Raw genomic sequence first — 23,151 nt, forward strand, 5'->3', positions numbered from 1 at the left:
AACGGCCAAAACCGCCGTTTGACGCGTTTTATTCGTAAGGGTGACCTGTTTTGGCTACCTAGCCATAGGTATCGCGTGGACCACGCCCTGGGATTGATCTGGGACCCTTTTTCCAGGAGGGGGCGTTGGGTCCTTGAAAACGAATTGCGGCGATGCCGGCATCCGGGAACTTCTGCATGATCTGAGTCATGATTTCCACCCGCATCATGCGCAGCTGAGTCGCCCACGCCGTCGACTCGCAGTGCACGGTCAGGATGCCCTCGTCGATACCGGCCGGGGTGGAGTGTTTCGCGGTTTCCTCACCGGCGAGTTCGATCCAGGACCCGAGCAGGTCCGACTGGGCCATCGGTGAATTCCAGCCCAGCTGCGCGGTGAGCGAATTGATGGTTTCGCCCAGTCCCCGCGGGTCCCGGCCGGCGCCGAACGGCACGCTCGACCCGATTTGAGGGCTGGCCTTGCGCCTGGCGCGGGTTCGCTTCGCGTTCGGGTCGCCGAAGACATCCTTGAACCGGAGGTAGACCTTGGCGGCTTCACTGTGTTCAGCCACGGACCGTCCCGCTCTCGGCCTCGGGCGCAGCGACCACGGCGCCGGCGTGGATGTGGATGGCATGGGCAGCGAGCACCGCAGGGACGTCTTCGAAGACGGCGGCCGTGATCAGAACCTGTTCGTAGCCGGTGACGGCTTCGGCGAGGCGCCGGCGGCGAGATTGGTCGAGCTCGGCGAACACATCGTCGAGGATCAGCACCGGGTCACCACTGGACGAATCTCGCCGGAGCAGCTCCGCCGACGCGAGTTTGAGCGCAAGCGCGAAGGACCAGGATTCGCCGTGGCTGGCATAGCCCTTGGCCGGCAGATTGTTGAGTTCGAAGACCAGATCGTCACGGTGCGGTCCGGCCAGGGTCATTCCGCGGTCCAGTTCCTTGCGCCGCAGACCGGCCAGCGCGGTGCGGAAGGTGTCGGCCGTCGCGGAACCGGAGCTCGCACTCGGCGAAGCTGCGGCGGGGGAGGCGGTCTCGTCGGCTTCCTCATCGGCACCGAGAATGCTCAGCGACGCGACCAGGTTCGGCCCGTGATCCGCGCCGGCAACCGATTTGTACGCCTTTTGCAGCGGCGGCATCAACTCAGCCACCAGATCCGCGCGGGCATCGATGATCTCGGAGCCCAGTGCCACCAGCCGTTCGTCCCAGATATCGAGGGTGCCCAGCTGGGTGGTCTTCAAACCGGAGGCCCTGGCGGACTTGAGCAGGGTATTGCGTTGTTTCAGCACCCGGTCATAGTCGGCAAGCACCCCGGAGAGTCTGGGGCTCCGCAACACCAGCAACTGGTCGAGGAATCGTCGACGACCGGACGGGTCGCCGCGCACCAGGGCAAGGTCTTCCGGTGCGAACAGCACGCTGGAGAAATAGCGGGGAAGTTCCCGGGTCTTGATGACCGACCGGTTGATCTGGGCCCGGTTGAGTCCGGACCGGTTGATCTGCACCTCAGCGAGGATGTCCCGGCCGTTGTACTCAAGGCGTGCGCGGATGATCGCGGATTCTGCGCCGGAGCGCACCATCGCCCCGGTCTGGGACACCCGGTGCGAGCTCAGGGTGCTGAGGAATCCGAGCGCCTCGACCAGATTTGTCTTGCCCTGGCCGTTTCGGCCGACGATCAGGTTGGGTCCGGGGCCGAACGGGACTTCGGCTTGCGCATAGTTGCGGAAGTCAGTGAGGGAGAGGTGTGTGACCCGCACTCGGGATCAGTCTGCCTTCTTTATGGCATGCCCACCGAACTGGTTGCGCAGCGCGGCCACCGCCTTCATGGCCGGGGAATCATCCTGGCGGGAGGCGAACCGGGCGAAGATCGACGCGCTGATCGCGGGCACCGGAACGGCATTGTTGATGGCTTCTTCGATGGTCCAGCGTCCCTCGCCGGAGTCTTCGACGTAGCCTTCGATGTCGCCCAGCTGCGGGTCGTCCTTGAGGGCACGCACCAGGAGTTCGAGCAGCCAGGACCGCACGACGGTGCCGCGCTGCCAGGCCGTGAAAATGCCGGGCACATCCTGGATGAGGTCGTCGCGCTTCTCCAGCAGTTCGTAGCCCTCGGCATAGGCCTGCATCAGCGCGTATTCGATGCCGTTGTGCACCATTTTGGCGTAGTGACCGGCGCCGACCTTGCCGGCGTGCACGAAGCCTTCTTCGCGCGGGCCCTCCGGACGCAGCGCGTCGAAGACCGGCATGGCCGTTTCCACATCGGCGGCGGAACCGCCGACCATGAGGCCGAATCCGTTGGTGAGACCCCAGACCCCACCGGAAACACCGGCGTCGACGTAGTGGATCCCGTTTTCGGCGAGCAGCGCTTCATGGGTGAAGTCGTCGGTGAACCTGGAGTTGCCGCCGTCGATGACCAGGTCGCCGGGGGAGAGCTTCGTGGCCAGGTCCGCGATCACCGCGGTGGTGATGGCTCCGGCCGGAACCATGACCCAGACCAGCCGGGGAGACGGGATCGCCTCGACCAGCTCGGCGGTGCCGGCGACGTCGGAAACCTCGGGATTGCGGTCGTAGCCGGTGACGGTCAGACCGGCGGCGCGCAGGCGGTCGCGCATGTTGGCGCCCATTTTGCCCAGGCCGACGATTCCGATGTGCATGGCAGTCCTTCGTGGTTCGTGTCGTGCTGGTGAGGCCGGCGGGTTAGCGCAGGAGCAGGTTCGGCTGCAGCAGGTACCGGTAGCTGTCGGCGCCCGGCTGCTCGCGCGACGTCTGGCTCGTGATGAGCACGGGTCCCGGTTTGTTGGGGTTCTCGGTCTTGGTGAAAGAGATGCGCACGAACTCGGAGTGCACGGCGCCGAGGCCGTCCAGCAGGAACTGCGGCTTGAGAGAGACGACGGTGTCGCCGCCGGCGAGGATCGCGTCGATGGTCTCAGAGGCCTGGGCCTGCTCCGAGCCGATGGCCTCGAGGGTGAGACCGTCGGAAGTGAAGCTGAACCGCAGGGCCGCCTCCCGCTCCAGCACCAGCTGCACGCGGCGGGTGGCCTCGATCAGTTCGGCGGTGTTCATCACGGCGTAGTTGTCGACGTTGTCCGGGAACAGGCGACGCACCGGCGGGTAGTTGCCCTTGATCAGCAGCGACGTGACGGTTTTTTTGTCCGCGGTGAAGGCGATCAGTTCGCGGTCGTCGGTGTTGGTGATGGCCACCGAGATCGTGCCGCTGTGGCCGAAGGTCTTACCGACCTCCTGCAGGGTCCGCGCCGGCACCAGGGCCGTGATCGGTTCCTGGGCCTGGTTGGCTCCCGGGTCCCAGTCGATCTCGCGAACGGCGACACGGTACCGGTCGGTTGCGACGAGGCTGATGCTGTTCTCGGTGATCTGCAGCTGCACGCCGGTGATCACCGGGGTGACGTCATCGCGGGATGCGGCGACAGCGACCTGCGAGACTGCCGCGGCGAATTCCTCGGCGGGTACCAGGCCGGATTGGGCGCTGACCTGGGGAATACTTGGATATTCCTCTACCGGCATAGACAGCAGGGTGAAGTTCGCGGTACCGCAGCTCACGGTGATGCGGGACTCGTTGGTGGAAAACCGCACCGGAGCGTTCGGCATCCGGCTGGCGATCTCGGCCAGAAGGCGTCCGGAGACGAGCACCTTGCCGGTCTCTTCGACATCGGCGGCGATCTCGGTCTGGGCCGACACTTCGTAGTCGAACGAGGACAGGATCAGGCCGGTCTCTGTCGCTTCGATTAAGACGCCGCTCAAAATGGGCAGGGTGGTGCGTTGGGGAAGGAGCTTGACAGCGAAAGATACGGCTTCGCTGAAGACATCCCGATTGGCCTGAAATCTCACGAAGTCACTCCTGTCGGTGGAGACCTGGATACGGCCTCAATGCTAGTCGGGTTTATCCGCTGCCCATTTCTTGTGAGCCTCGGCGAGTAAAGGTTGTTGGACCTGGAGCTAATGAAGTTAATCGTTAATCTTCTTAACCGCTGTGGAAACTGTGGATAACTCGGTGGATAGCGCTCAGCGACTGGGAACTACAAACTTGTAACTTGTGGACGCCCTGTGAGCGGTAAGCCCAATGAATGACACGAACTTGTTTCTTTAATTCCGAGTTTTCACAAGCGAGCCGTGCGTTTCTACAGATTGTGCCAAGTTGTCCGGGCAGTTTCCACAGGGTTATCCACAGGTACGAAACACAAAAAAATTTTCTCTTACTTGTAGCGGTGATCCTGCTTGATGCGGTTTGTCAGTTCCGTCACCTGGTTGTAGATGGATCGGCGTTCCTTCATGAGCTCGCTGATCTTCTTGTTCGCGTACATCACCGTCGTGTGGTCGCGGTTGCCGAACAGCTGGCCGATCTTGGGGAGCGAGAGATTTGTCAGTTCCCGGCACAGGTACATTGCGATCTGTCGTGCGGTGGCCACAGCCTGCGAACGTGACGAACCGTACAGGTCGTCGACGGTGAGCTTGAAGTAGTCCGCGGTGTTCGTGATGATGTCCACCGGAGCGATCACGTTGTCCTCATCGAGGGTGATCACGTCCTTCAACACCGTCTGCACGAGGTTCATGTCCACCGGGGTGCGGTTCAGGCTCGCGAACGCGGTGACCCGGATCAGCGTGCCCTCGAGTTCGCGGATGTTCGACGACACCTTCGACGCCATGAACTCGAGAATGTCGTGCGGAACCTGCAGCTTCTCGCTCTGCGCCTTCTTGCGGAGGATCGCGATGCGGGTCTCCAGGTCAGGAGCCTGGACATCCGTGATCAGGCCCCACTCGAAGCGCGACCGCATGCGGTCTTCAAACCCGGTGAGGGCCTTCGGCGGCAGGTCGCTGGTGATGACGACCTGTTTGTTGTGATCGTGCAGGGTGTTGAAGGTGTGGAAGAACGCTTCCTGGGTCTCCGCCTTGCCCTGCAGGAACTGGATGTCGTCGATCATCAGGATGTCGATGTTGCGGTACCGGTTCTGGAAGGCGGAACCGCGGTTGTTGGCAATCGAGTTGATGAAGTCGTTGGTGAATTCCTCGCTACTGACGTAGCGCACACGGATGCCCGGATACAGGCTCATCGCGTAGTGGCCGATGGCGTGCAGCAGGTGGGTCTTGCCCAGGCCGGAGGAACCGTAGATGAAGAGCGGGTTGTACGCCTTGGCCGGAGCCTCGGCAACGGCGACGGCCGCGGCATGTGCGAACCGGTTGGACTGTCCGATGACGAAGTTGTCGAAGCTGTACTTGGAGTTCAGCCGGGTGTCGTGGGGGCGCTCAGGGGGAGTGCTTTCGAAAACCGACTGCGGCGTGGCCGGCGTCTCGATGTCAGGCTGGCGTTCGATGGGTTCCTGAACCGGGCGCAGGGACTCCTGCTCGAGCTCGGGATTGACCACGACGTAGAACGTGGTGACCGCGACCGATTCGCTGAGCTGGCCCATGGCCGTGAGCAGGGGAACCCGCATGCGCACGTTGAGCATGCTCGCGGTGAACTCGTTCGGGACTTCCAGGTAGAAGGTGCCGGCCGCGATGCCTTTGGGCTCGACCAGGTTCAGGAAGCCGTACAGCATCGGAGTGACCGTGTCGTCCGACTCCAGAATGGTCAGAACTGACCGCCATGTCTCGCTGATGGGCTGTTCCCCGTCTGGCATGGTTTCCCACAATCTTCATCTGTACGTTTGCCGCCCTGAGAGAGCCTTCGCGGGTGGACACAGAATGCCCATCGGGCGATTCATCCACAACGTTATCCACCGCCTGTGGGCAAATAACAACTGGATTCTCAGGGTTTACCCACAACCTGTGGATAACTTGTCCTCACGGTAGTCAATGACCGGCGGTCAGGCCAAATTAGCTTGAAGATTGCCAGCGTGTCTGTACCGGAAATGGGAATTCAATGGGCAGAATCGAACGTTTGGGCGTCGTCAGTTTGACCACGGGCGAGCGAAGCCGTAGTTTTAATCAGTTGACCCCAGCCCGTGGGCTACCTCACTCTTTCCCGGCCGCTCGTTTTGGCCTGCGGAGATCCAATACGTGGAGATTGAACAATGAGCAAGAGAACGTTCCAGCCGAACAACCGTCGTCGCGCGAAGGTGCACGGTTTCCGTCTTCGTATGCGCACCCGCGCCGGACGCGCCATCCTCGGTGCTCGTCGTCGCAAGGGTCGCACCGAACTCTCCGCGTAAGACCTCCCGTGCTCGCTCACGCCAATCGCATCACGAGCGGGAGCGACTATAAGGCTGTCGTTCGACGAGGTGTGCGGGTCGTCGGCCCGCACACTGTGGCGTACCTCCGCCGCAACTCAGAACCCACCCCGGTGCGGTTCGGGTTCATCGTCGCCAAGAACGTGGGCGGCGCGGTGGTTCGAAACCGCGTGCGTCGTCGTCTGAAAGCGGCAAGCTTCGATCTCCTTCCTGGCGTTCCCGCCGGGACGGAGATCGTTTTTCGCGCACTGCCGACATCTGTGCACGCCAGCTGGCCCGATCTTGTGGCCGAGCTGTCGACCGCACTGGTCAAGGGGCAGCGCGCGAGATGAACAGGGTGATCCTCACGTTGGTATTGCTGCCCCGAAATCTCGGGGTAGCCCTCCTGCGGGTCTATCGCGCAGTAATCTCACCGTTGTACGGCGATGTTTGCCGGTACTACCCCTCGTGTTCGGCGTACGCCCTCGGCGCCGTCCAAGAATATGGCCTGATCGTCGGCTCTTTTTTCGCCGCACGTCGGGTCTTGCGTTGTCATCCTTGGGCTGAGGGCGGAATCGATGATGTTCCCCTGAAACGACACCGTCGCTACACCGTGACGTCGTTTGGATTTGTAGTTCCTTTAGCCACGGAAAGGGCTGACCCGCACGTATGGACCTCATAGGTACTATCCTCTGGCCGCTGAAGTGGGCCGTTGAGCTTCTGCTCGTCGCCTTCCACTGGTTGTTCTCCAACCTCGGCATGGGCTACAACGACGGCATCACCTGGGTGCTGTCCATCGTTGGCCTCGTCCTCGTGGTGCGAGCTGCGCTGATCCCCATCTTCGTGAAGCAGATCAAGAGCCAGCGCAAGATGCTCGAGGTCGCGCCGCAGCTGAAGAAGATTCAGGACAAGTACAAGGGCAAGAAGGACCAGTTCTCCCGCGAGGCCATGTCCCGCGAGACCATGGAGCTGTACAAGCGCACCGGGACCAACCCGCTCGCCTCGTGCCTGCCCCTGCTCCTGCAGATGCCGATCTTCTTCGCCCTGTTCTCGGTGCTCAACGACGCCCAGCGCTCCAACGCCGGCGTCGGCCCCCTCAACCAGGCCCTGGCGACCAGCTTCGGCAATGCCAACCTGTTCGGCGTTGCCCCGCTGCACGACACGTTCGCCCAGCAGTGGACGCTGTGGACCTCCGGAGCGGACTTCAATCTCTCCGTCATGATCATCGCGGCCACGATGGTCGTCCTGATGACCGCGTCGCAGTTCATCACCCAGCTGCAGATCGTCTCCAAGAACATGTCGCCGGAGACCAAGGCCAGCCCGATGTTCAAGCAGCAGAAGATCATGCTGTACCTGCTGCCCCTGGTCTTCGCCTTCTCCGGTGTGGCCTTCCCGCTCGGCGTGATGTTCTACTGGCTCACCTCGAACATCTGGACCATGGCCCAGCAGTTCCTCGTCATCCGAAACATGCCCACACCGGGCAGTGAGGCCGCCAAGGCCCGCGAAGAGCGGCTCGCCCGCAAGGGCAAGCTCATCGCAACCGACGGAGACGTCATCATTGTCGACGAGCCCAAGAAGCCGGCCCAGCGCCAGCAGCCCGTTGGCAAGAACCGTGCCAAAAAGCAGACCGGCCCCAAGAAGTAAGAGGGATGGACATCGTGACTGAGAACACCGACGTGATCAACGCGGATGCCGCGTCCGACGCCGCTCCCACCATCGGCCAGCTGGAGCAGGAAGGCGACATCGCAGCGGACTACATTGAAGAGTTCCTGGATATCTGCGACCTCGACGGTGACATCGACATCGATGCCCGGAACGGACGGGCCTACCTGTCGGTGAATTCGGTTGACCCGCAGAACCTGCGCCTGCTGTCCAAGCCCGACACCGTGAACGCCCTGCAGGAGCTCACCCGACTGGCCGTGCAGAACAAGACCGGGTCCTTCTCCAGGCTGATCCTCGACATCGGCGGATCCCGCGAGGCCCGCGAGGCCGAGCTGACCGACCTCGTCGGCCACGCCATCGAGCGCATCGAAGGCGGCGCAACGGAGGCTTCCCTCCCCCCGATGTCGTCCTACGAGCGCAAACTCGTGCACGACATCGTTTCGGAGCGCGGATACGTCTCCGAGTCCCTGGGCGAAGGTCGCGACCGTCACACCGTCATCACGGCAGCGTAGCCACACCGAGTATGACTGAGACCCTCGAGGCCGAGCCCGCCGTTGCAGCTGGACTCTTCGGTGACCGCATCGAGGTCGCCCGAGAGTTCACCAGGCACCTCGCCGAGCAGGGGGAGGAGCTCGGCCTGATCGGTCCGCTCGAACTTCCCCGGTTGTGGAGCCGGCACATCCTGAACTGCGTCGTGGTAGCACCACTCCTGAAGCCCGGCCTGGTCGGCGACGTGGGATCGGGCGCCGGGCTGCCGGGTCTGGTGCTGGCGATCGCGCGGCCCGATGTCTCGTTCGTGCTCATCGAGCCGATGGAACGCCGAGTGGCGTGGTTGACCGGCCAGATCGCCGCACTCGGCCTCACCAACGCACGGGTGCAGCGGGCCCGCGCCGAAGACATCCGTCTGGATACGCCCCTGGATCAGGTCACCGCCCGCGCCGTGAGCGCGTTCAAGACCCTGATTCCCCTCACGGCCCCACTGTTGCGTTCCGGCGGTGAACTCGTGCTGATGAAGGGCGCGGGTGCCGCGGGGGAGATCGCCAACGCCGCCAAGCCGATCAAGAAGTTCCGCCTGCGCGATGTGGAGGTCCTCACCCTCGGCGAGGGTGTGCTGGAGGACGTCACGCGGGTCATTAAGGCTACAGTGGACTAGTCCCCGGCAACATCCGCGCAACATGGGCGGAGAACTCCGGGGCACCCTTTCGGGTGGCTCATCAACCGTCGAACGCAAAGGTTTCACGTGAAACATCCCGGCGAAGACCAGCAGACCGGCACTCCCGGTTCCGGCGTCGACAACAGCACCCCCCTGGCGCGGGAGATCTCGGATCTGACCCGCCGCCGTCAGGTGATCGCCGCCGAGAGGCTACCCAAGCCCGAGAGCACCCGGGTGATCACCATCTCCAATCAGAAGGGTGGGGTGGGCAAGACCACCACCGCCGTCAACCTGGCCGCCGCGTTGGCCCGCCAGGGTGCGCGTGTTCTCGTGATCGACCTGGACCCGCAGGGCAACGCCTCCACCGCGCTCGGTGTGGAGCACCGCGCCGAGACCTCGAGTGTTTACGACGTCATCATCAATGACCTGCCGATGGTGGACGTTGTGCAGAAGAGCCCGGAGTTCGGGGCGCTGTACTGTGTACCGGCGACCATCCACCTGGCCGGCGCAGAGATCGAACTCGTTTCGCTCGTTGCCCGGGAACAGCGACTGCGTCGCGCCCTGGACCTGCACATCAAGGAGATGGCGGACCCCTACGACTACGTCTTCATCGACTGCCCGCCGTCCCTCGGGCTCCTCACGATCAATGCGTTCGTCGCCGCTCGGGAGGTTCTCATCCCGATTCAGTGCGAGTACTACGCGCTGGAGGGACTGAGTCAGCTGTTGAAGAACATCGAGCTGATCGAGAAGCACCTGAACCCGCAACTCATCGTCTCGACGATCCTGCTCACCATGTACGACAGCCGCACGAACCTCGCGAACCAGGTGGCGCAAGATGTGCGCGATCACTTCCCGAAACAGGTGCTGGACACGCTGATTCCGCGCTCGGTGCGGGTTTCTGAGGCGCCCAGCTACGGTCAGAGTGTCATCAGCTACGATCTCAACTCGGCAGGATCGCTCTCCTACCTCGAAGCAGCCGCAGAAATCGCCCGTCGGGGCGTTCCACGAACAGGAGATGCGCAGTAATGGCGAAACGTACAGGGCTCGGCCGCGGTATCGGTTCGCTCATTCCCGTGCAGGACAACCCTTCACAGGCCCGGCCCGTCGACGTCTTCTTCCCGTACAACGAGGTCCCGCACGCCGAGGGCACCGCCGGCGCCTCCCCGGTGCCCGGCTCTGCGCCGACGTCTTCCGCAGGTTCGGCTTCGACGGCGACCATCGAGGCGGCCGACGAGGCCACCGTTGAGCTGCTTCCGGTTCCCGGGGCGCGCCTTGCGCATCTGAATCCGGCCGACATCGTGCCCAATGCCGTACAGCCGCGCAGCGTTTTCGACGAGGACGACCTGGCCGAACTCGTGCACAGCATTCGCGAAGTCGGAGTGCTGCAGCCCATCGTCGTGCGTCCGCTCGTGGAGCAGCCGGGCAAGTACGAACTCGTCATGGGGGAGCGGCGCTTGCGCGCCACCAAGGAAGTCGGCCTCGACAGCATCCCGGCGATCGTGCGGGATACCGCTGACATCGACATGCTCCGAGACGCGCTGCTGGAGAACCTGCACCGCGCGCAGCTGAACCCGCTCGAAGAAGCGTCCGCTTACCAGCAGCTGCTGTCGGACTTCGACATCACCCAGGAAGAGCTGGCCAGCCGCATCGGTAGGTCGCGCCCGCAGATCACCAACACCCTGCGCCTGTTGAAGCTGCCGGAGGCCGTGCAGCTTCGTGTTGCGGCCGGCGTATTGTCGGCTGGTCATGCGCGAGCAGTGCTGTCAGTGGGGGACACCGAGGGCATGTTGCGCCTCGCAGACAAGATCGTCAACGAGGACCTGTCGGTGCGTGCGGCTGAGGCCGCAGCCGCTGCAGGACCCAAGCCCGTTGTCGTGAAACCCGCACCCGGAAAGCGGCAGGGACATCTCAACGAGATCGCCGAACACCTCGGAGACCGCCTCGATACCCGCGTGAAAATCAACCTGGGCGCACGAAAAGGCCAGATCACGGTTGATTTCGCTACGATCGGCGACCTGAACCGCATCCTCGGCGTACTCGGGGAACCCGGCTTCGGAGCCAACTAGCCGGGCACTGTTTCACGTGAAACATTCGGTGTGGGACAAGGTAGGCCTGCCAAACGGTGTGTCTCGCTGATCGAGCTGATCGAAGTCGGAATACCTACTCTGGGCACGCTTGCCCTGCGGCAGTCCTCCTTGCTTGAGCGTGTCAAATCGTACCCCCGCTGCCGATGAGCACCCAACCGCGCGGCCGGCCGTCTTCGGGGAGCGCTATTTTGAGCCCATGTCGGGCGTTGAGAGGGCAATTGTGGCGCGACGGCGCAGCATTTGCGCGGTTGATGAGTGCAGAAGCAGCCGTACGATGGCTCTCAGGGTCGCCGTTTCATCCCCTTCTCGCGGGAAAACTGCTCATTGGAGCCCCTCCGCGGCGGGTATCCGCTTGGCCGCTGGTTGCCGAACCCTGGCTCATGGCGGGGGGTTCTCGAGCCTCATGTTTCACGTGAAACATTTGCGGCGCGTGGTCTCGACAAGCTTGACCAACGACGTGGTTGCGCCGCGCATGCCATTGCATCTCATTCGGGGCACGTTGAATGGGCGCCCCGAAGTCGGGTTGACCGGTCCGAGAAGCCGAGCTCGACAGGCCTGACCTACCCGCTTGACCTTTTCGAGATGAGCCCTCTTGTGCCAATGTGCGCGATTCGCACTGCTCTGTGCCGACCTTGACCGCCTTGCGGACCAATTGCGGACGTTCGTAAGACGATCCTGGCGTTCCAGGGCTGTCTCTGGCCGTCCGAAGAACGGGGGAGTGGCCGCACGATGGCGCTCAGGTCTCCGGTTTCACGTGAAACGGCCCGCGATTGTGCCGACTAGACCTCAACCGGCAGCAACGGGGTCGACGGCTGTTTCAGTTGAAACTGAATCGCGTGTCCCCGCAGGCTTCTACCTGCGCGTGAAACACTGGCTGTCGGGTCTGGAAAGGCCTGACCACCGACGTGGTTGCGACATGGTGTTCTGGCCGGAACTAGCCGGGCAATCTGGCCGTGCCCGCGGTTCGGGCCTTCTGGCTGTCTCGACACGACCCGCTCCCTGATTGGGCCCGTCGAGGTTCGGCTTCCGCTACTGGACAGGCTCAGCGGGCTGCGTTTCTCGAATATTGAGCTCGTCGAAATCAAGCTCCCGGCACTGATGAGTACGTACGATCCCCTGAGGGGAGCGGTCGAAGGAGGGGACCTACGGGGCTATTTCAGCGAAAATTGAGGCAATTTGGTCGTTGTGGCCGATGCACAGTCCGAAGCTACCTCGTCTCAGGCTCGGTGTTTCACGTGAAACATTGGTCGTGGCGGGTCTCGACAGTCTCGACCGGCGAGGTGGTTACGGCCTGCACTTCATGGTCTTGGGTGTGCCCCTTCGCTGATTGTGCTGGTCGAAAGCGGGTTTTCGGTGGCTATGGGTTGCACTGGGGCGCATGAGACTGTTTCTAGAGCACATTTTGGGCCGGTTTGGGGCCAGTTGAGGACGATTGTGGCGCTCCCGACATGCTTCGGCAGCAGTGACGCGCGGGGGAGTGGGCAGCGGTGGCGCTCCGAACCGGAAAATCACACGAACTGTGGACCGAAATTCGGATCTGTCGCCAAAAGCGGACAGCACCCAAGGTGCCGCCGACAGGGCCTCGACAACCTCGACCACCGGCGATGTGCGACTCGTGGGCTGCTCGACAACCTCCACCACCGGCATGCGCGCCTCGCGCCTTGGCTGGACCGGCGAGAGGGTAACGAGCGGCCGCCGGGAGCAGTCGATGTCAATGTTTCACGTGAAACGCTCACCCTAGGAGGGGCATGTTTCACGTGAAACATGACGGCTCGGGCGGCTACTGCAGGCTTGTGGAGGCCGCTCGAGCGAGGGCGGCGTAGACGGTTCCGAGCGATTCTCCGGAGGCTTCGATGGACTGCGGGGCGAGCGAGGTTTCGGTGAGTCCGGGTAGGACGTTCGCCTCGAGGAACCAGGCGACGCCATCGGCGTCGACCATCAGGTCGATGCGGGAAAGCTGGGCCAATCCGAGCAGGCTGTGGATCGCCACAGCGGTCTCTGCCACCCGCTGGGCGACGTCCGGCGCGATGCGGGCCGGCGTGAAAAACAGCGTTTCGCCGGCGTTGTACCGCGCTTCGAAGCTGAAGACGCCACTCACGGGCACGATTTCAACGGCGGGGAGTGCGACGGGCCCGGCACCGGTGTTGATGACCGTGACGGCAAGCTCGGTGCCTTCGATCTTCGTCTCGACGAGGGCGGTCTCGTCGTAGGTGTAAGCATCGACCATGGCGCGGGGGAGACCCGCTGCCGTGTCGACAATGGTCACGCCCTGGGCGGAACCACCCTGAGCGGGTTTGACGACCAGGGGTGTGCCCAGGGCGGTCACGAGGTGCTCGAGCACGCTGGCGGCACCGAGGTCTCGGAAAGTCTCACGCGAGAGGGCGATCCAGGTCGGGGTGGCGTATCCGGCGCGACGCACAAGCTCCTTGGCGGTGGGCTTGGACCAGGCCAGTCCCGCCGCTGTGCCACGCGGGCCGACGTGCGGGATCCCGGTGGTCTCGAGCAGTGAGAGCAGGGCACCGTCTTCTCCGGTCGCACCGTGCAGAACGGGCCAGATCACGTCGGGCTTGCGGGTGGCCAGCTCGGTGAGGAGTCCCGCCTGCGGGTCGAGCACGGCCACGGTGTGACCGAGCCCGGTCAGCTCGTCTGCCACCCGGCGGCCACTGCGCATGGAGACGTCGCGCTCGTGCGAGATTCCACCCGCGAGCACCACAATGTCAAGAAACTCTGATTCGCTCATGATCTGGGGTTTTCCTTAGCTCGAGCCGGAGAAACGCGGGGTTAGTTGATGTCGGGCGGCGGGGCGCCGAAGCGGCGACCGTCGTGGGCGGGAAACAGCGAGCCTGTTCCGGCGAAGGTGTCGAGCAGCTCCAGTTCGTCACGGATGACGGTGGCGAGGCGACGGATACCCAGGCGGATGTGGTCCGGCGTGGGATAGCAGAAGGAAAGCCGGATGTTCTGGCGACCCTGACCATCCGCGAAGAACGCCGTGCCGGGGGTGTACGCCACGAGCTCCTTGACCGCGCGAGGCAGCATTGCCTTGGAGTCCAGGGTGTCCGGCAGATTGAGCCACACGTAGAACCCGCCGTTGGGGTTGGTCCAGGTGAGCTCGGGAAGGTATTCCGTCAACGCGGAAAGCATGGCGTTCTTGCGTTCGCGGTAGACGCCGCGGAAGGTGTTGATCTGACCCTTCCAATCCGCGGTGGACAGGTACTCGGAGATCACCAGTTGGCTGAACGAGCTGGGGGAGAGGACCGCCGCCTCGTTGGCCAGCACGAGCTTCTCGCGGATGGCGTGCGGGGCCAGGGCCCAACCCACCCGGAAGCCGGGGGCGAGGGTCTTGGAGAAGGTCCCCAGGTACACCACACCGTCCCGTTCGATGGAACGCATGGCATCCGGTGCCTTCTGGTCGAAATACAACAGCCCATACGGGTTGTCCTCGAGGACCAGAATCTGGTTGGCCTTCGCGATCTCCAGGATCTCCAGACGGCGGGCCCAGCTGAGGGTCACCCCGGCCGGGTTGTGGAAACTGGGAATCGTGTAGAGGAACTTGATCTTGCGACCGGCGGCCTTCAGGCGTGCGATGTGTTCGCGGAGGGCCTCGGGGATCATGCCGTGCTCGTCCATGGGTACGTGGTCGACATCGGCCTGGTACGACTTGAAGATGACCATGGCCGTGACATAGCTCGGCCCCTCAGCGATGACAACGTCGCCGGGGTCCAGGAAGAGCTTGCTGACCAGTTCGAGAGCGTGTTGCGACCCCGTGGTGACGACGACGTCATCGGCGTGGGCACGGATGCCTTCCAGCGCCATGACCTCGAGTATCTGCTCACGGAACAAGGGAACTCCCTGGCCAGAGCCATATTGCAGCGCAACGGGGCCCTGTTTGCGCATGACGCTGTCCATCGCGTTGATCACGAGGTCCTGGGGCAGGGCGGCGACGTAGGGCATGCCACCGGCAAGGGAGACGACCTCGGGGCGTGAGGCGACGGCGAACAGGGCGCGCACCTCGGAGGCGCGCAGGGCGGCGGCCCGCTCGGCGTAGTGGTGGTACCACGGGTCGAGGTTGTTGCCGGCCTGGGAGGTGCCTATCGCTGTCACGTCATATCCGTTCTGGTGTGGCCTTAATCGTATGGGGTGCGTCGCTCAGCGGCCGCATCCGCCTGAATATACAAAAACACCCGCCCGGCGGCTGCCGGGCGGGTGTCGGGTTCGCGGAAGAACCTGCCGGCGGCTACTTGAGGTAGGCGGCCAGGTCGGCTTCGAGGGCGGGCTTCGGCTTGGCGCCGATGACGGTCTTGACGACCTCACCCTTCTGGAAGACCTTCATCGCGGGGATGGAGGTAATCATGTACTTTGCGGCGAGGGCCGGGTGGTCGTCCACGTTCAGCTTGACGATGTCGATCTTGTCGGAGTGCTCCGCGGCGATCTGGTCGAGGATCGGGCTGACGGCGCGACACGGACCACACCACTCGGCCCAGAAGTCCACCAGGACGGTCTTCTCGTTGTTGATGACTTCCTGGTCGAAGGTGGCGTCGGTGACGGCGCGTGCTGACATGTAGTGCTCCTTAGTTGGTGACGCTTGCAAATTCGGGGTCGCCGGCCGCAGCCAGCAAGTCCTCGGGGAGGGTGGCCAGGTAGTGCTCGGCGTCCAGGGCCGCCACAGTGCCGCTGGCGGCCGCGGTGACGGCCTGGCGGTAGGTGGGGTCGATGACGTCTCCGGCGGCGAAGACGCCGGCCTGGCTGGTCTTGGAGGAGCGTCCCGCGACGGCGATGGTGCCCTCGCTGGTGAGGTCGAGCAGATCGTGCACGAGGTGGGTGCGCGGGTCGTTGCCGATGGCGACGAACAGGCCGCCCACCTCGAGGGTGCTCTCGGTGCCTGTGACGGTGTCGCGCAGACGCAAACCCTCAACGGCCTCTTCACCATCGATGCCGACGACCTCGGAGTTCCAGACGAACTCGATCTTCGGGTGCGACAGAGCGCGCTCCTGCATGATCTTGGACGCCCGGAGGGTGTCCTTGCGGTGAATGATGTAGACCTTTTTCGCGAAGCGGGTGAGGAAGGTGGCCTCCTCCATGGCGGAGTCGCCGCCGCCGACAACGGCGATGACCTTCTCCTTGAAGAAGAAACCGTCGCAGGTGGCACACCAGGACACGCCCCGGCCGCTCAGACGCTCTTCGTCGTGGATGCCGAGCTTGCGGTAGGCGGACCCGGTGGCGAAAATCACCGACAGGGCCTCGTGCTTCTCGCCGTTGCCGAGGGTGACCGACTTGACCGTGTCGCCGAATTCGAGCTTGGTCACGTCGTCGTAGACGACCTCGGTGCCGAACTTCTCGGCCTGCTCCTGCATCTTCGCCATCAGCTCCGGGCCCTGGATGCCGTCGGCGAAGCCCGGGAAGTTCTCAACGTCGGTGGTGTTCATCAGTTCACCGCCGGCCTCGACCGAACTGGCGATCAGCAGCGGCTTCATGTTCGCACGCGCAGCGTAGATGGCGGCGGTGAATCCGGCAGGACCCGAACCGATGATGATGATCTGACGCACGCGTAGACTCCTTGAAATCAGTGGAAGAGACGCCTTTCGGCGCCTCACATTCGGGTACAACACATCCTAATCGGAAGCTATTCCGCTCCGTCCGGCTCGAGCCCCCGCTGCACAGCTGCTGTTCAGCAACCGGTCACCTGGCCATTACCCGCAGCACGGGCGGGCTACCGCCCGAGACGGGCCTTCAACGGGGCCAGGAAGCCGTGTAGTTCGGGGCTGCGCATGAGAAGCAACAGGCCGAAGTACAGCACGGCCATGACCGAACCGATCAGGATCATGGAGAGAATCGCCGGTCCGATTCCCGACACGGCGAAACCGCCCGCCGTGGTGCCGCCCAGCACGACCAGGATGCCGATTCCCGCGGCGACCGGGACGATGACGGCGACGACGTACTTCACCAGGCTGCGCAGGATCCGCCGCCCGTCGATACCGCCGAGCCGCTTGCGCAGCAGCCACGCGGCCAGGATCGCCTGGAGGATCCCGGATACCGTCACCACGAGGGCGATGCCGAACGCGATCCATTGCGGCGGAAGCAGGGCGCAGCCCAGCACACCCGTGATGACCAGGACCACCTGGAACAGGGTGAAGAAGAACGGGGTCCGCGTGTCGCCGAGGGCGTAGAAGGTGCGCTGCACGACGAAGAGCACGCAGAAGGCAACCAGGCCCAGGAGGAAGGCGATGATGACGTTGCCGATGGCTTGCACCTGTTCGAACCCGGCTTCGCCGAAGACCGTGGCGAACGGGTACGCGCAGACCATGATGACCGCACTGGCGAGCACGATCAGCAGGGTGGTCCCGCGGATGGCCGAGGAGGCGTCCGTGCGCAACTTCTCGGTGTCATCGCGGGCGGCGTGCTCGCTCATCCGGGTGAAATACGCGGTGGCCACGGAAACCGTGATGATCGAGTGCGGCAACATGAAGATCAGCCACGCCGTGCTCATGACGGTGGAGGAAGCGCCTTCTCCCGATGCTAGGGTCACGACCTGCGTTTCGACGATGCCGGCGATCGTGGTCAGCAGCAGCATGCCGAAGGTCCAGCTGGCCATCTTGCCGGCCGCGCCGAGGCCGACACCCCTGAAGGCGAAGTCGGGACGGTAGCGCAAGCCGATGCGGCGCCAGAAGTAGTAGAGCACCACGGCCTGCAACACGACACCGAGCGTCGCGCTGCCGGCCAGCAGGGCGGTCATCCCCGGGGTGAAGTCGGCCGGCGGCCGTTGGCCATCCGTGTCGATACCGAACAGGAGACCGAACAGCAGCAGACCGCCGATGGAGATCACGTTGTTGATCACGGGCACCCAGGTGAACGGGCCGAAGGACTTGCGGGCGTTGAGGACCTCGCCCAGGACCGTGTACAAGCCGTAGAAGAAGATCTGCGGCAGGCACCAGTACGCGAATCCGATCGCCAACGACAGTTGCTCGGGGGAGAAGCCCAGGCCGATGAACCGGGTGATCAGGGGTGCGAGCAGCGTGGCGGCCAGGGTCGTGATGGCCAGGATGCTCAAGGCCAGGGTGACGAGCTTGTTGATGTATGCGGTCCCGCCATCGTCGTGCAGGCTCGCGCGCACGATTTGGGGAACCAGCACCGCGGTGAGGACGCCGCCGGCAACGATCGTGTACACGGTGTTCGGCAGCTGGTTGGCGACCGTGAAGGCGTCGGGGACGTTGCCGATCTGCCCGATGATGTGGGCGAAGACGATGACCTTGAGAAAACCGAGCAGACGCGAGACGAGAGTTCCCGAGGCCAGGATCGCACTGGCGCGGCCGACGCCGCCCTGGCTAACCACGGGGAGCCGGGGGGACATCGTCGGCAACAGCTGGGGGAGTGACGGCGGGGTCGCTGTCGAGCGGGTCGGCGTCAGCTTCGGCGCCCTGTGAACGGTCGCGTCGCCGGTGCACGATGTTGCGCCACACGCCGAAGCCGAAGAACAGCACGACCAGAGCGGCAAAGATGCGGGATCCGATGCCTTCCCAGTCCGCGCGCACATTGACCGAGATCAACGAGGGCTGACCCAGTTGCGCCCCGGACGGGGTGAAGAGCGTCACTCGCAGGCTGACCGCGCCGTTTCCGACCGCTGCGGTCACGGGGATAGACACTGTCTTGGCCGAACTCGCGTCGATCACGGCCTCGACATCGTTGCCCACCACCAGGCGGCCGTTGGAGGGGACGACCTGTACCCGCACCGTGACGGCCTGGCCGAGGGCGTTGTTCAGCGTGACGGGGATGTCGACCTTGCTTCCGACGACATTGATCGGTCCCTTGGTGCTCACCGTGACCGACCGCAACACCTCGCTGGACGTCGCCAGATTGTCGTCAACGGCGGTGCGCCAGTCGTCCGGGTCGGCCCGCCAGGACGTCGCCAGCAGGGCCAGCACGGCGAGCCGGTTCGGTGCCGTGACGGCGGCCGGATCGGCAAGGGCTGTGGAGAAGGAGACGATCTCGGCTTCCCGGGCGATCAGTCGGCTCGCGAGGTCGACGCTGCTGCTGGGCTCGGCCTGCGGCCGGAAGGTGACGTCGGTGGAAACCGGGGCTGCTGCTGCCGCCGTCAGCGTTGTTGCGGAGTACCAGGGCAGGGCCGACAGTGCGTCGATGGTCTGCGCCAGCCGCGCCGCGGTCGGCGGCCAGCCGCGATCGAGGGTAGCGAGGAGCGTGTGCGCCTGGTCGGGATTCGCGGCGGCCACGACGGCGATTTGGGAGGATAACTCGGCCATGTACCCGCGCCAGTCGTCATCGGTCGTGGCCATGACGGCCGAGCGCATCGCCTCCGAGATCCCGGCGTCGGCAACCAGGCCGAGTTCGTTGGAGCCCAGGTCGACAGTTGTGCTGGTGGTGACTTCAGGGTCGTCCAGGGTCACGTTGCCCGATGAGAGGAGCGTCGTGGTGAGTCCCGCGGTCGCGAAGGCGGACAGGTCTGCCTGAGCGACGGCGTCGTCGGCGGGCCAGGCGATGGACGTGGAGGTGTAGTCCCAGGCGAGCAGCTGGTCGAGGGTCGGCACAGGGTTTTCACCGGTGGGCTGGTCCGGGACCGCGGGCGCGTCGGACGAGGTCGGTGCGCCGGGATCGACGGCGCTGCCCTCGGGCTCTGGCGCGGCGGTGGGTTCGATGGGAACAAACAGGGCCGGGTCGGTGGCGAAGGTCAGCGAGGTCGGTGAGAGCGGGCTGCTTGACCCGGCCTGAACGGCCAGAGAAGGATCCGAGTCTGCATACCCGAGCGGGAATATATCGTTTTCCGCCAGATCGAGGCGGTTCAGCCAGGTGATCGCGGACTCAGGCGCGCTCGTTCCGAGCACCCGGATCGAGGCGATGATCATCGGGTCGACGGCGATTGCGACGGGGCGGTTGAGAAGCCCGTCGAGCTGGCGGGTGAGGATACCGGAGCTGGAGGTGTACGCGGCGAGATCCTCGGCGCTGATAAGGCCGGAGCTGTTCGCGGGGGTGGTGATCGGCATCGCTACGGCGAGGTTGACCGGGGTGACGACGGGGGGCTGCTGCACGGAGGCATCCGGGTACCAGACGAAGGTGGACCGACCGGACGCCCGCACCGATTCATCAGTGTTGAGGGAGGCCGCGATGCCCCGCGGTCCCCAGGGACTCCACTCGAACAGGCCGAGCGCGGCGTTGGGCACCGAGACCGCGACCGTGACCGTGCTGTTGGGCTGCACGGGGACGGTGAGCGGGACGCTGGTCATCAGGTCGCTGCCGGTGTCGTCGTCCTCGTCCGAGGCGAGCCAGTCGTCCAGGTCCGTTGAACTGGTCAGCGCCCGCTCCGCCAGGAAGACGTCGATGTTTCCGGCGGGGATGGCGGTGGCGGAATCGTTGGTGATGGTGACGGAGAGCTTGAGGTCCTCGTTGAGGCGCAGGATCGAGGAGGTGGCCGGTGTGACGTGCAGGGCGACGGTGTCGTCGTTGGTCGCCGTGTCCACCGACCCGACGAACGTGCCCGTCGCGGCGGTTGCCGGAGTCGCGGTGGCCAGCGCCGGGCAGAGCAGCAGGGGGGCGCACAGCAGCGCGGCCACGATGCGACGCCGGATTCCGGGGAGCGCAGGCCGACGCGCGTGATTCGGATCGGCCAGCATGTACGGGATTCTACGGCGTAGCCGGGTGAGAACCCTCCGCGCCGGCTGGGTGGCGCGCGGGTGGGACGGGCGAGCAACTACCATTGGGGCATGCAGAGCGTCACGGCAGCCCTCGCAAGACTGGGCGACCTGGCTGCGTCCCCCACGGTGTCCCGTTTGGCGAACTCATTCGCCGCGGCCGGTTTTGAACTGGCCCTGGTGGGCGGTCCCGTCCGCGACGCGTTCCTGAACCGGGTCACCAATGACCTCGACTTCACCACCAACGCCACTCCCGACCAGATCCTGACGATCGTCAAGCCGATCGCCGAGGCGCACTGGGACATCGGTCGTGCGTTCGGCACCATCGGCGCCCAGATCGCGGGCGAGAAGGTCGAGATCACCACCTATCGGGCCGACAGCTACGACGGTCAGACCCGCCGCCCCGACGTGGTCTTCGGCAGCAGCCTCGATGATGACCTGCTGCGGCGGGACTTCACCGTGAACGCGCTCGCTCTGCGGCTGCCGCAGCTCACTCTCGTCGACCCGTCTAATGGGATCGACGATCTGCTCAACGGGGTGCTGCGGACGCCCACCGCACCCGAGATCTCGTTTGGCGACGACCCGCTGCGGATGATGCGGGCCGCCCGCTTCACCGCTCAGCTGGGCTTCACCCTCGAGATCGACACCGCGATCGCCATGTCCGCCATGGCCGGGAGCATCAACATCATCTCCGCCGAACGGGTCGGCGATGAGCTCGGCAAGCTGCTGCGCTCGGCGAACCCGCGTGCCGGCATTGAGCTGCTCGTGGAATCCGGCCTGGCCGCGATCGTGCTGCCGGAGATCCCGGACCTGCGCCTGGAGGTCGACGAGCACCATCATCACAAAGACGTCTACCAGCACACCCTGACGGTGCTCGACCAGGCCATCGGTTACGAGCGAACCCGTAAGAACCTTCCCGAACCCGACCTCGTGGTGCGGTTGGCGGCGCTCATGCACGACATCGGCAAGCCGGCCACCCGGCGGCTCGAGTCCGGCGGTGTGGTGAGTTTTTACCACCACGACGTGGTCGGTGCGAAGCTGGCCAAGAAGCGGTTGCGTGCGCTGCGCTTCGACAACGACACCATCGCTGCGGTGGGCAAACTCGTGGAACTGCACCTGCGGTTCTTCGGTTACACGGAAGGGGCCTGGACCGACTCCGCCGTGCGCCGGTACGTGCGCGACGCCGGCGACCAGCTCGAGCGGCTGCACATCCTCACCCGAGCCGACGTCACCACCCGCAACCGGCGCAAGGCCGACCGGCTGGGCTTCGCCTACGACGACCTCGAACAGCGCATCCGTGAGCTCGCGGCCCAGGAAGAGATGGACTCGGTTCGGCCCGACCTCGATGGTGAAGAGATCATGGCGATCCTGGGCCTGACGCCGGGCCGTGAGGTGGGCGAGGCCTACCGCTATCTCCTGGAGCAGCGCCTGGACGACGGGCCTCTCGGCACCGAGGAAGCCACCCGCCGTCTGCAGTCCTGGTGGGCGGCCCGCAGCGCCTGACCCGCCCGCCGCTGCACCCCCTCGTCGCGTTGCCAACCGGGGCGGGGTAACTCGGGTAGGAGTGCCTGTCCTCCACAGGTTGAATCCGGCCGTGTTCTGCACCGCCCACGCAGCGGTCAGCGCCTGACACGACCACCGGGAGACGCTTCTCGGCATGGACCCTTAAGCTTCCACGCTGTCCCAGCTGCGACTCACTCGCGATCAGCTTGACCACGACGCTCGCGCCCGGCCCCGCGAGCACGGACCCGGCGCCACCGAGCACCTGCGCCGCGGCTTCCACGTGTTGCCGGGAGGGTCGGCGGTCCCGGCCGAAGATTTCCGGTGCGGAGGGCATCGGAGGCGATGGTGGCGCAATCGCCGCGGTTCCAGTAGTCTTGGCAGGTTGTCTGTGTGCCGGATTCCCGGCCTCCACGTTCAACACATGCACAACCCTCCTGTTGCAGAAATACTGCAGCCGTTTAGTCCGAAGGAGGTGGGTTAGTCATGCATCAGTACGAATTGATGGTAATCCTCGATCCCGAGATCGATGAGCGCACCGTAGCTCCCAGCCTTGACAAGTTCCTCAACGTTGTTCGCAACGATGGTGGAACCATTGACAAGGTTGACGTTTGGGGTCGCCGCCGTCTCGCATACGAGATCAACAAGAAGGCCGAAGGCATCTATGCCGTCGTCGACTTCACCGCAAACGCCTCAGCAACTGCCGAGCTCGACCGTCAGCTGAAGCTGTCGGAAGCCGTCATGCGCACCAAGGTGCTTCGCGCAGAAGAGGGCATCGCCCAGGTTGCCGTCGCAAGCAAGCTTGCCGCCGAGAAGGCCGCCCGCAAGGCAGCCAACCCGAAGGCTGCTGCTGCTCCGGTCAAGGCCGACGCTCCTGCCGCAGCTCCCGCTGCCAAGGTCGCCGCATCCGCGAAGCCTGCAGCTGCCCCGGCAGCTCCGGTCGCCGTGGACGCTCCTGCCGAGGCAGACGCCGACAAGGC

Annotated in this window: 20 protein-coding genes and 1 pseudogene; 10 read left to right on the forward strand and 11 right to left on the reverse strand. The window is 64.6% G+C overall.

What is annotated here, in order from left to right:
- Positions 1 to 58: 58 nt before the first annotated feature.
- From E3O57_RS12210 to dnaA, 5 genes are all read right to left on the reverse strand, one after another.
- The gene (locus E3O57_RS12210) at positions 59 to 547 is read right to left on the reverse strand and encodes a DUF721 domain-containing protein (protein ID WP_088454785.1); all 489 of its coding nucleotides are present in this window, start codon (positions 545 to 547) and stop codon (positions 59 to 61) included.
- Complete coding sequence (recF, locus tag E3O57_RS12215; protein WP_103479213.1) at positions 540 to 1,733, reverse strand: DNA replication/repair protein RecF; 1,194 nt, start codon at positions 1,731 to 1,733, stop codon at positions 540 to 542. Before recF ends, E3O57_RS12210 begins: the two co-directional genes overlap by 8 nt.
- A 6-nt stretch (positions 1,734 to 1,739) precedes the next feature.
- Complete coding sequence (gnd, locus tag E3O57_RS12220) at positions 1,740 to 2,627, reverse strand: phosphogluconate dehydrogenase (NAD(+)-dependent, decarboxylating) (protein WP_088454783.1); 888 nt, start codon at positions 2,625 to 2,627, stop codon at positions 1,740 to 1,742.
- Positions 2,628 to 2,670: 43 nt separating this feature from the next.
- Positions 2,671 to 3,819, reverse strand: coding sequence for a DNA polymerase III subunit beta (gene dnaN, locus E3O57_RS12225; protein WP_088454782.1), 1,149 nt, complete (start codon positions 3,817 to 3,819; stop codon positions 2,671 to 2,673).
- Between the two features lie 365 nt (positions 3,820 to 4,184).
- Positions 4,185 to 5,606 carry a chromosomal replication initiator protein DnaA gene (dnaA, locus tag E3O57_RS12230; RefSeq protein ID WP_088454781.1) on the reverse strand — a complete coding sequence of 474 codons (1,422 nt, stop codon included), beginning with the start codon at positions 5,604 to 5,606 and terminating at the stop codon, positions 4,185 to 4,187.
- A 393-nt stretch (positions 5,607 to 5,999) separates the two neighbouring features.
- On the opposite strand from dnaA, the gene rpmH reads away from it, so the two are divergent.
- From rpmH to E3O57_RS12270, 8 genes are all read left to right on the forward strand, one after another.
- On the forward strand, positions 6,000 to 6,137 hold the full coding sequence (rpmH, locus tag E3O57_RS12235; RefSeq protein WP_010204566.1) for a 50S ribosomal protein L34: 138 nt from the start codon (positions 6,000 to 6,002) through the stop codon (positions 6,135 to 6,137).
- An 8-nt stretch (positions 6,138 to 6,145) separates the two neighbouring features.
- On the forward strand, positions 6,146 to 6,487 hold the full coding sequence (gene rnpA, locus E3O57_RS12240) for a ribonuclease P protein component (RefSeq protein ID WP_103460063.1): 342 nt from the start codon (positions 6,146 to 6,148) through the stop codon (positions 6,485 to 6,487).
- A complete protein-coding gene (gene yidD, locus E3O57_RS12245) occupies positions 6,484 to 6,816 on the forward strand; it encodes a membrane protein insertion efficiency factor YidD (protein WP_088457779.1) in 333 nt (110 codons plus the stop codon). The genes rnpA and yidD overlap by 4 nt, the downstream gene beginning before the upstream one ends.
- Positions 6,804 to 7,778: a membrane protein insertase YidC gene (gene yidC / locus E3O57_RS12250; RefSeq protein WP_088457778.1), complete on the forward strand. Its 975-nt coding sequence runs from the start codon at positions 6,804 to 6,806 to the stop codon at positions 7,776 to 7,778. Before yidD ends, yidC begins: the two co-directional genes overlap by 13 nt.
- Before the next feature lie 5 nt (positions 7,779 to 7,783).
- Positions 7,784 to 8,308, forward strand: coding sequence for a R3H domain-containing nucleic acid-binding protein (locus tag E3O57_RS12255; protein WP_088457777.1), 525 nt, complete (start codon positions 7,784 to 7,786; stop codon positions 8,306 to 8,308).
- Between the two features lie 11 nt (positions 8,309 to 8,319).
- Complete coding sequence (gene rsmG / locus E3O57_RS12260) at positions 8,320 to 8,949, forward strand: 16S rRNA (guanine(527)-N(7))-methyltransferase RsmG (protein WP_088457776.1); 630 nt, start codon at positions 8,320 to 8,322, stop codon at positions 8,947 to 8,949.
- Positions 8,950 to 9,036: 87 nt separating this feature from the next.
- Positions 9,037 to 9,975, forward strand: coding sequence for a ParA family protein (locus E3O57_RS12265; RefSeq protein ID WP_088457775.1), 939 nt, complete (start codon positions 9,037 to 9,039; stop codon positions 9,973 to 9,975).
- The gene (locus E3O57_RS12270; protein ID WP_103479212.1) at positions 9,975 to 11,015 is read left to right on the forward strand and encodes a ParB/RepB/Spo0J family partition protein; all 1,041 of its coding nucleotides are present in this window, start codon (positions 9,975 to 9,977) and stop codon (positions 11,013 to 11,015) included. Before E3O57_RS12265 ends, E3O57_RS12270 begins: the two co-directional genes overlap by 1 nt.
- A 1,801-nt stretch (positions 11,016 to 12,816) precedes the next feature.
- Here E3O57_RS12270 and E3O57_RS12275 read toward each other — a convergent pair.
- The 6 genes from E3O57_RS12275 to E3O57_RS12300 form a co-directional block, all read right to left on the reverse strand.
- Positions 12,817 to 13,776, reverse strand: coding sequence for a D-alanine--D-alanine ligase (locus E3O57_RS12275; RefSeq protein ID WP_103479211.1), 960 nt, complete (start codon positions 13,774 to 13,776; stop codon positions 12,817 to 12,819).
- A 41-nt stretch (positions 13,777 to 13,817) separates the two neighbouring features.
- Complete coding sequence (locus E3O57_RS12280) at positions 13,818 to 15,137, reverse strand: PLP-dependent aminotransferase family protein (RefSeq protein ID WP_088457772.1); 1,320 nt, start codon at positions 15,135 to 15,137, stop codon at positions 13,818 to 13,820.
- Between the two features lie 133 nt (positions 15,138 to 15,270).
- A complete protein-coding gene (trxA, locus tag E3O57_RS12285; protein ID WP_088457771.1) occupies positions 15,271 to 15,594 on the reverse strand; it encodes a thioredoxin in 324 nt (107 codons plus the stop codon).
- 10 nt (positions 15,595 to 15,604) lie between these two features.
- A complete protein-coding gene (gene trxB / locus E3O57_RS12290) occupies positions 15,605 to 16,579 on the reverse strand; it encodes a thioredoxin-disulfide reductase (RefSeq protein ID WP_103429920.1) in 975 nt (324 codons plus the stop codon).
- A 164-nt stretch (positions 16,580 to 16,743) separates the two neighbouring features.
- Positions 16,744 to 18,363 carry a murein biosynthesis integral membrane protein MurJ gene (gene murJ / locus E3O57_RS12295; protein ID WP_241990400.1) on the reverse strand — a complete coding sequence of 540 codons (1,620 nt, stop codon included), beginning with the start codon at positions 18,361 to 18,363 and terminating at the stop codon, positions 16,744 to 16,746.
- The gene (locus E3O57_RS12300; RefSeq protein WP_103479209.1) at positions 18,356 to 20,653 is read right to left on the reverse strand and encodes a DUF6049 family protein; all 2,298 of its coding nucleotides are present in this window, start codon (positions 20,651 to 20,653) and stop codon (positions 18,356 to 18,358) included. Before E3O57_RS12300 ends, murJ begins: the two co-directional genes overlap by 8 nt.
- A 90-nt stretch (positions 20,654 to 20,743) precedes the next feature.
- Here E3O57_RS12300 and E3O57_RS12305 point away from each other — a divergent pair, with 90 nt between their 5' ends.
- Together E3O57_RS12305 and rpsF are read left to right on the forward strand one after the other, a co-directional pair.
- A complete protein-coding gene (locus E3O57_RS12305) occupies positions 20,744 to 22,174 on the forward strand; it encodes a CCA tRNA nucleotidyltransferase (RefSeq protein ID WP_103479208.1) in 1,431 nt (476 codons plus the stop codon).
- Between the two features lie 483 nt (positions 22,175 to 22,657).
- A pseudogene (gene rpsF / locus E3O57_RS12310) lies at positions 22,658 to 23,026 on the forward strand (30S ribosomal protein S6); the annotation flags it as partial.
- Between the last annotated feature and the right edge of the window lie 125 nt (positions 23,027 to 23,151).

It is taken from the genome of Cryobacterium sp. TMN-39-2, assembly GCF_004402745.1.
GTDB lineage: Bacteria > Actinomycetota > Actinomycetes > Actinomycetales > Microbacteriaceae > Cryobacterium > Cryobacterium zongtaii.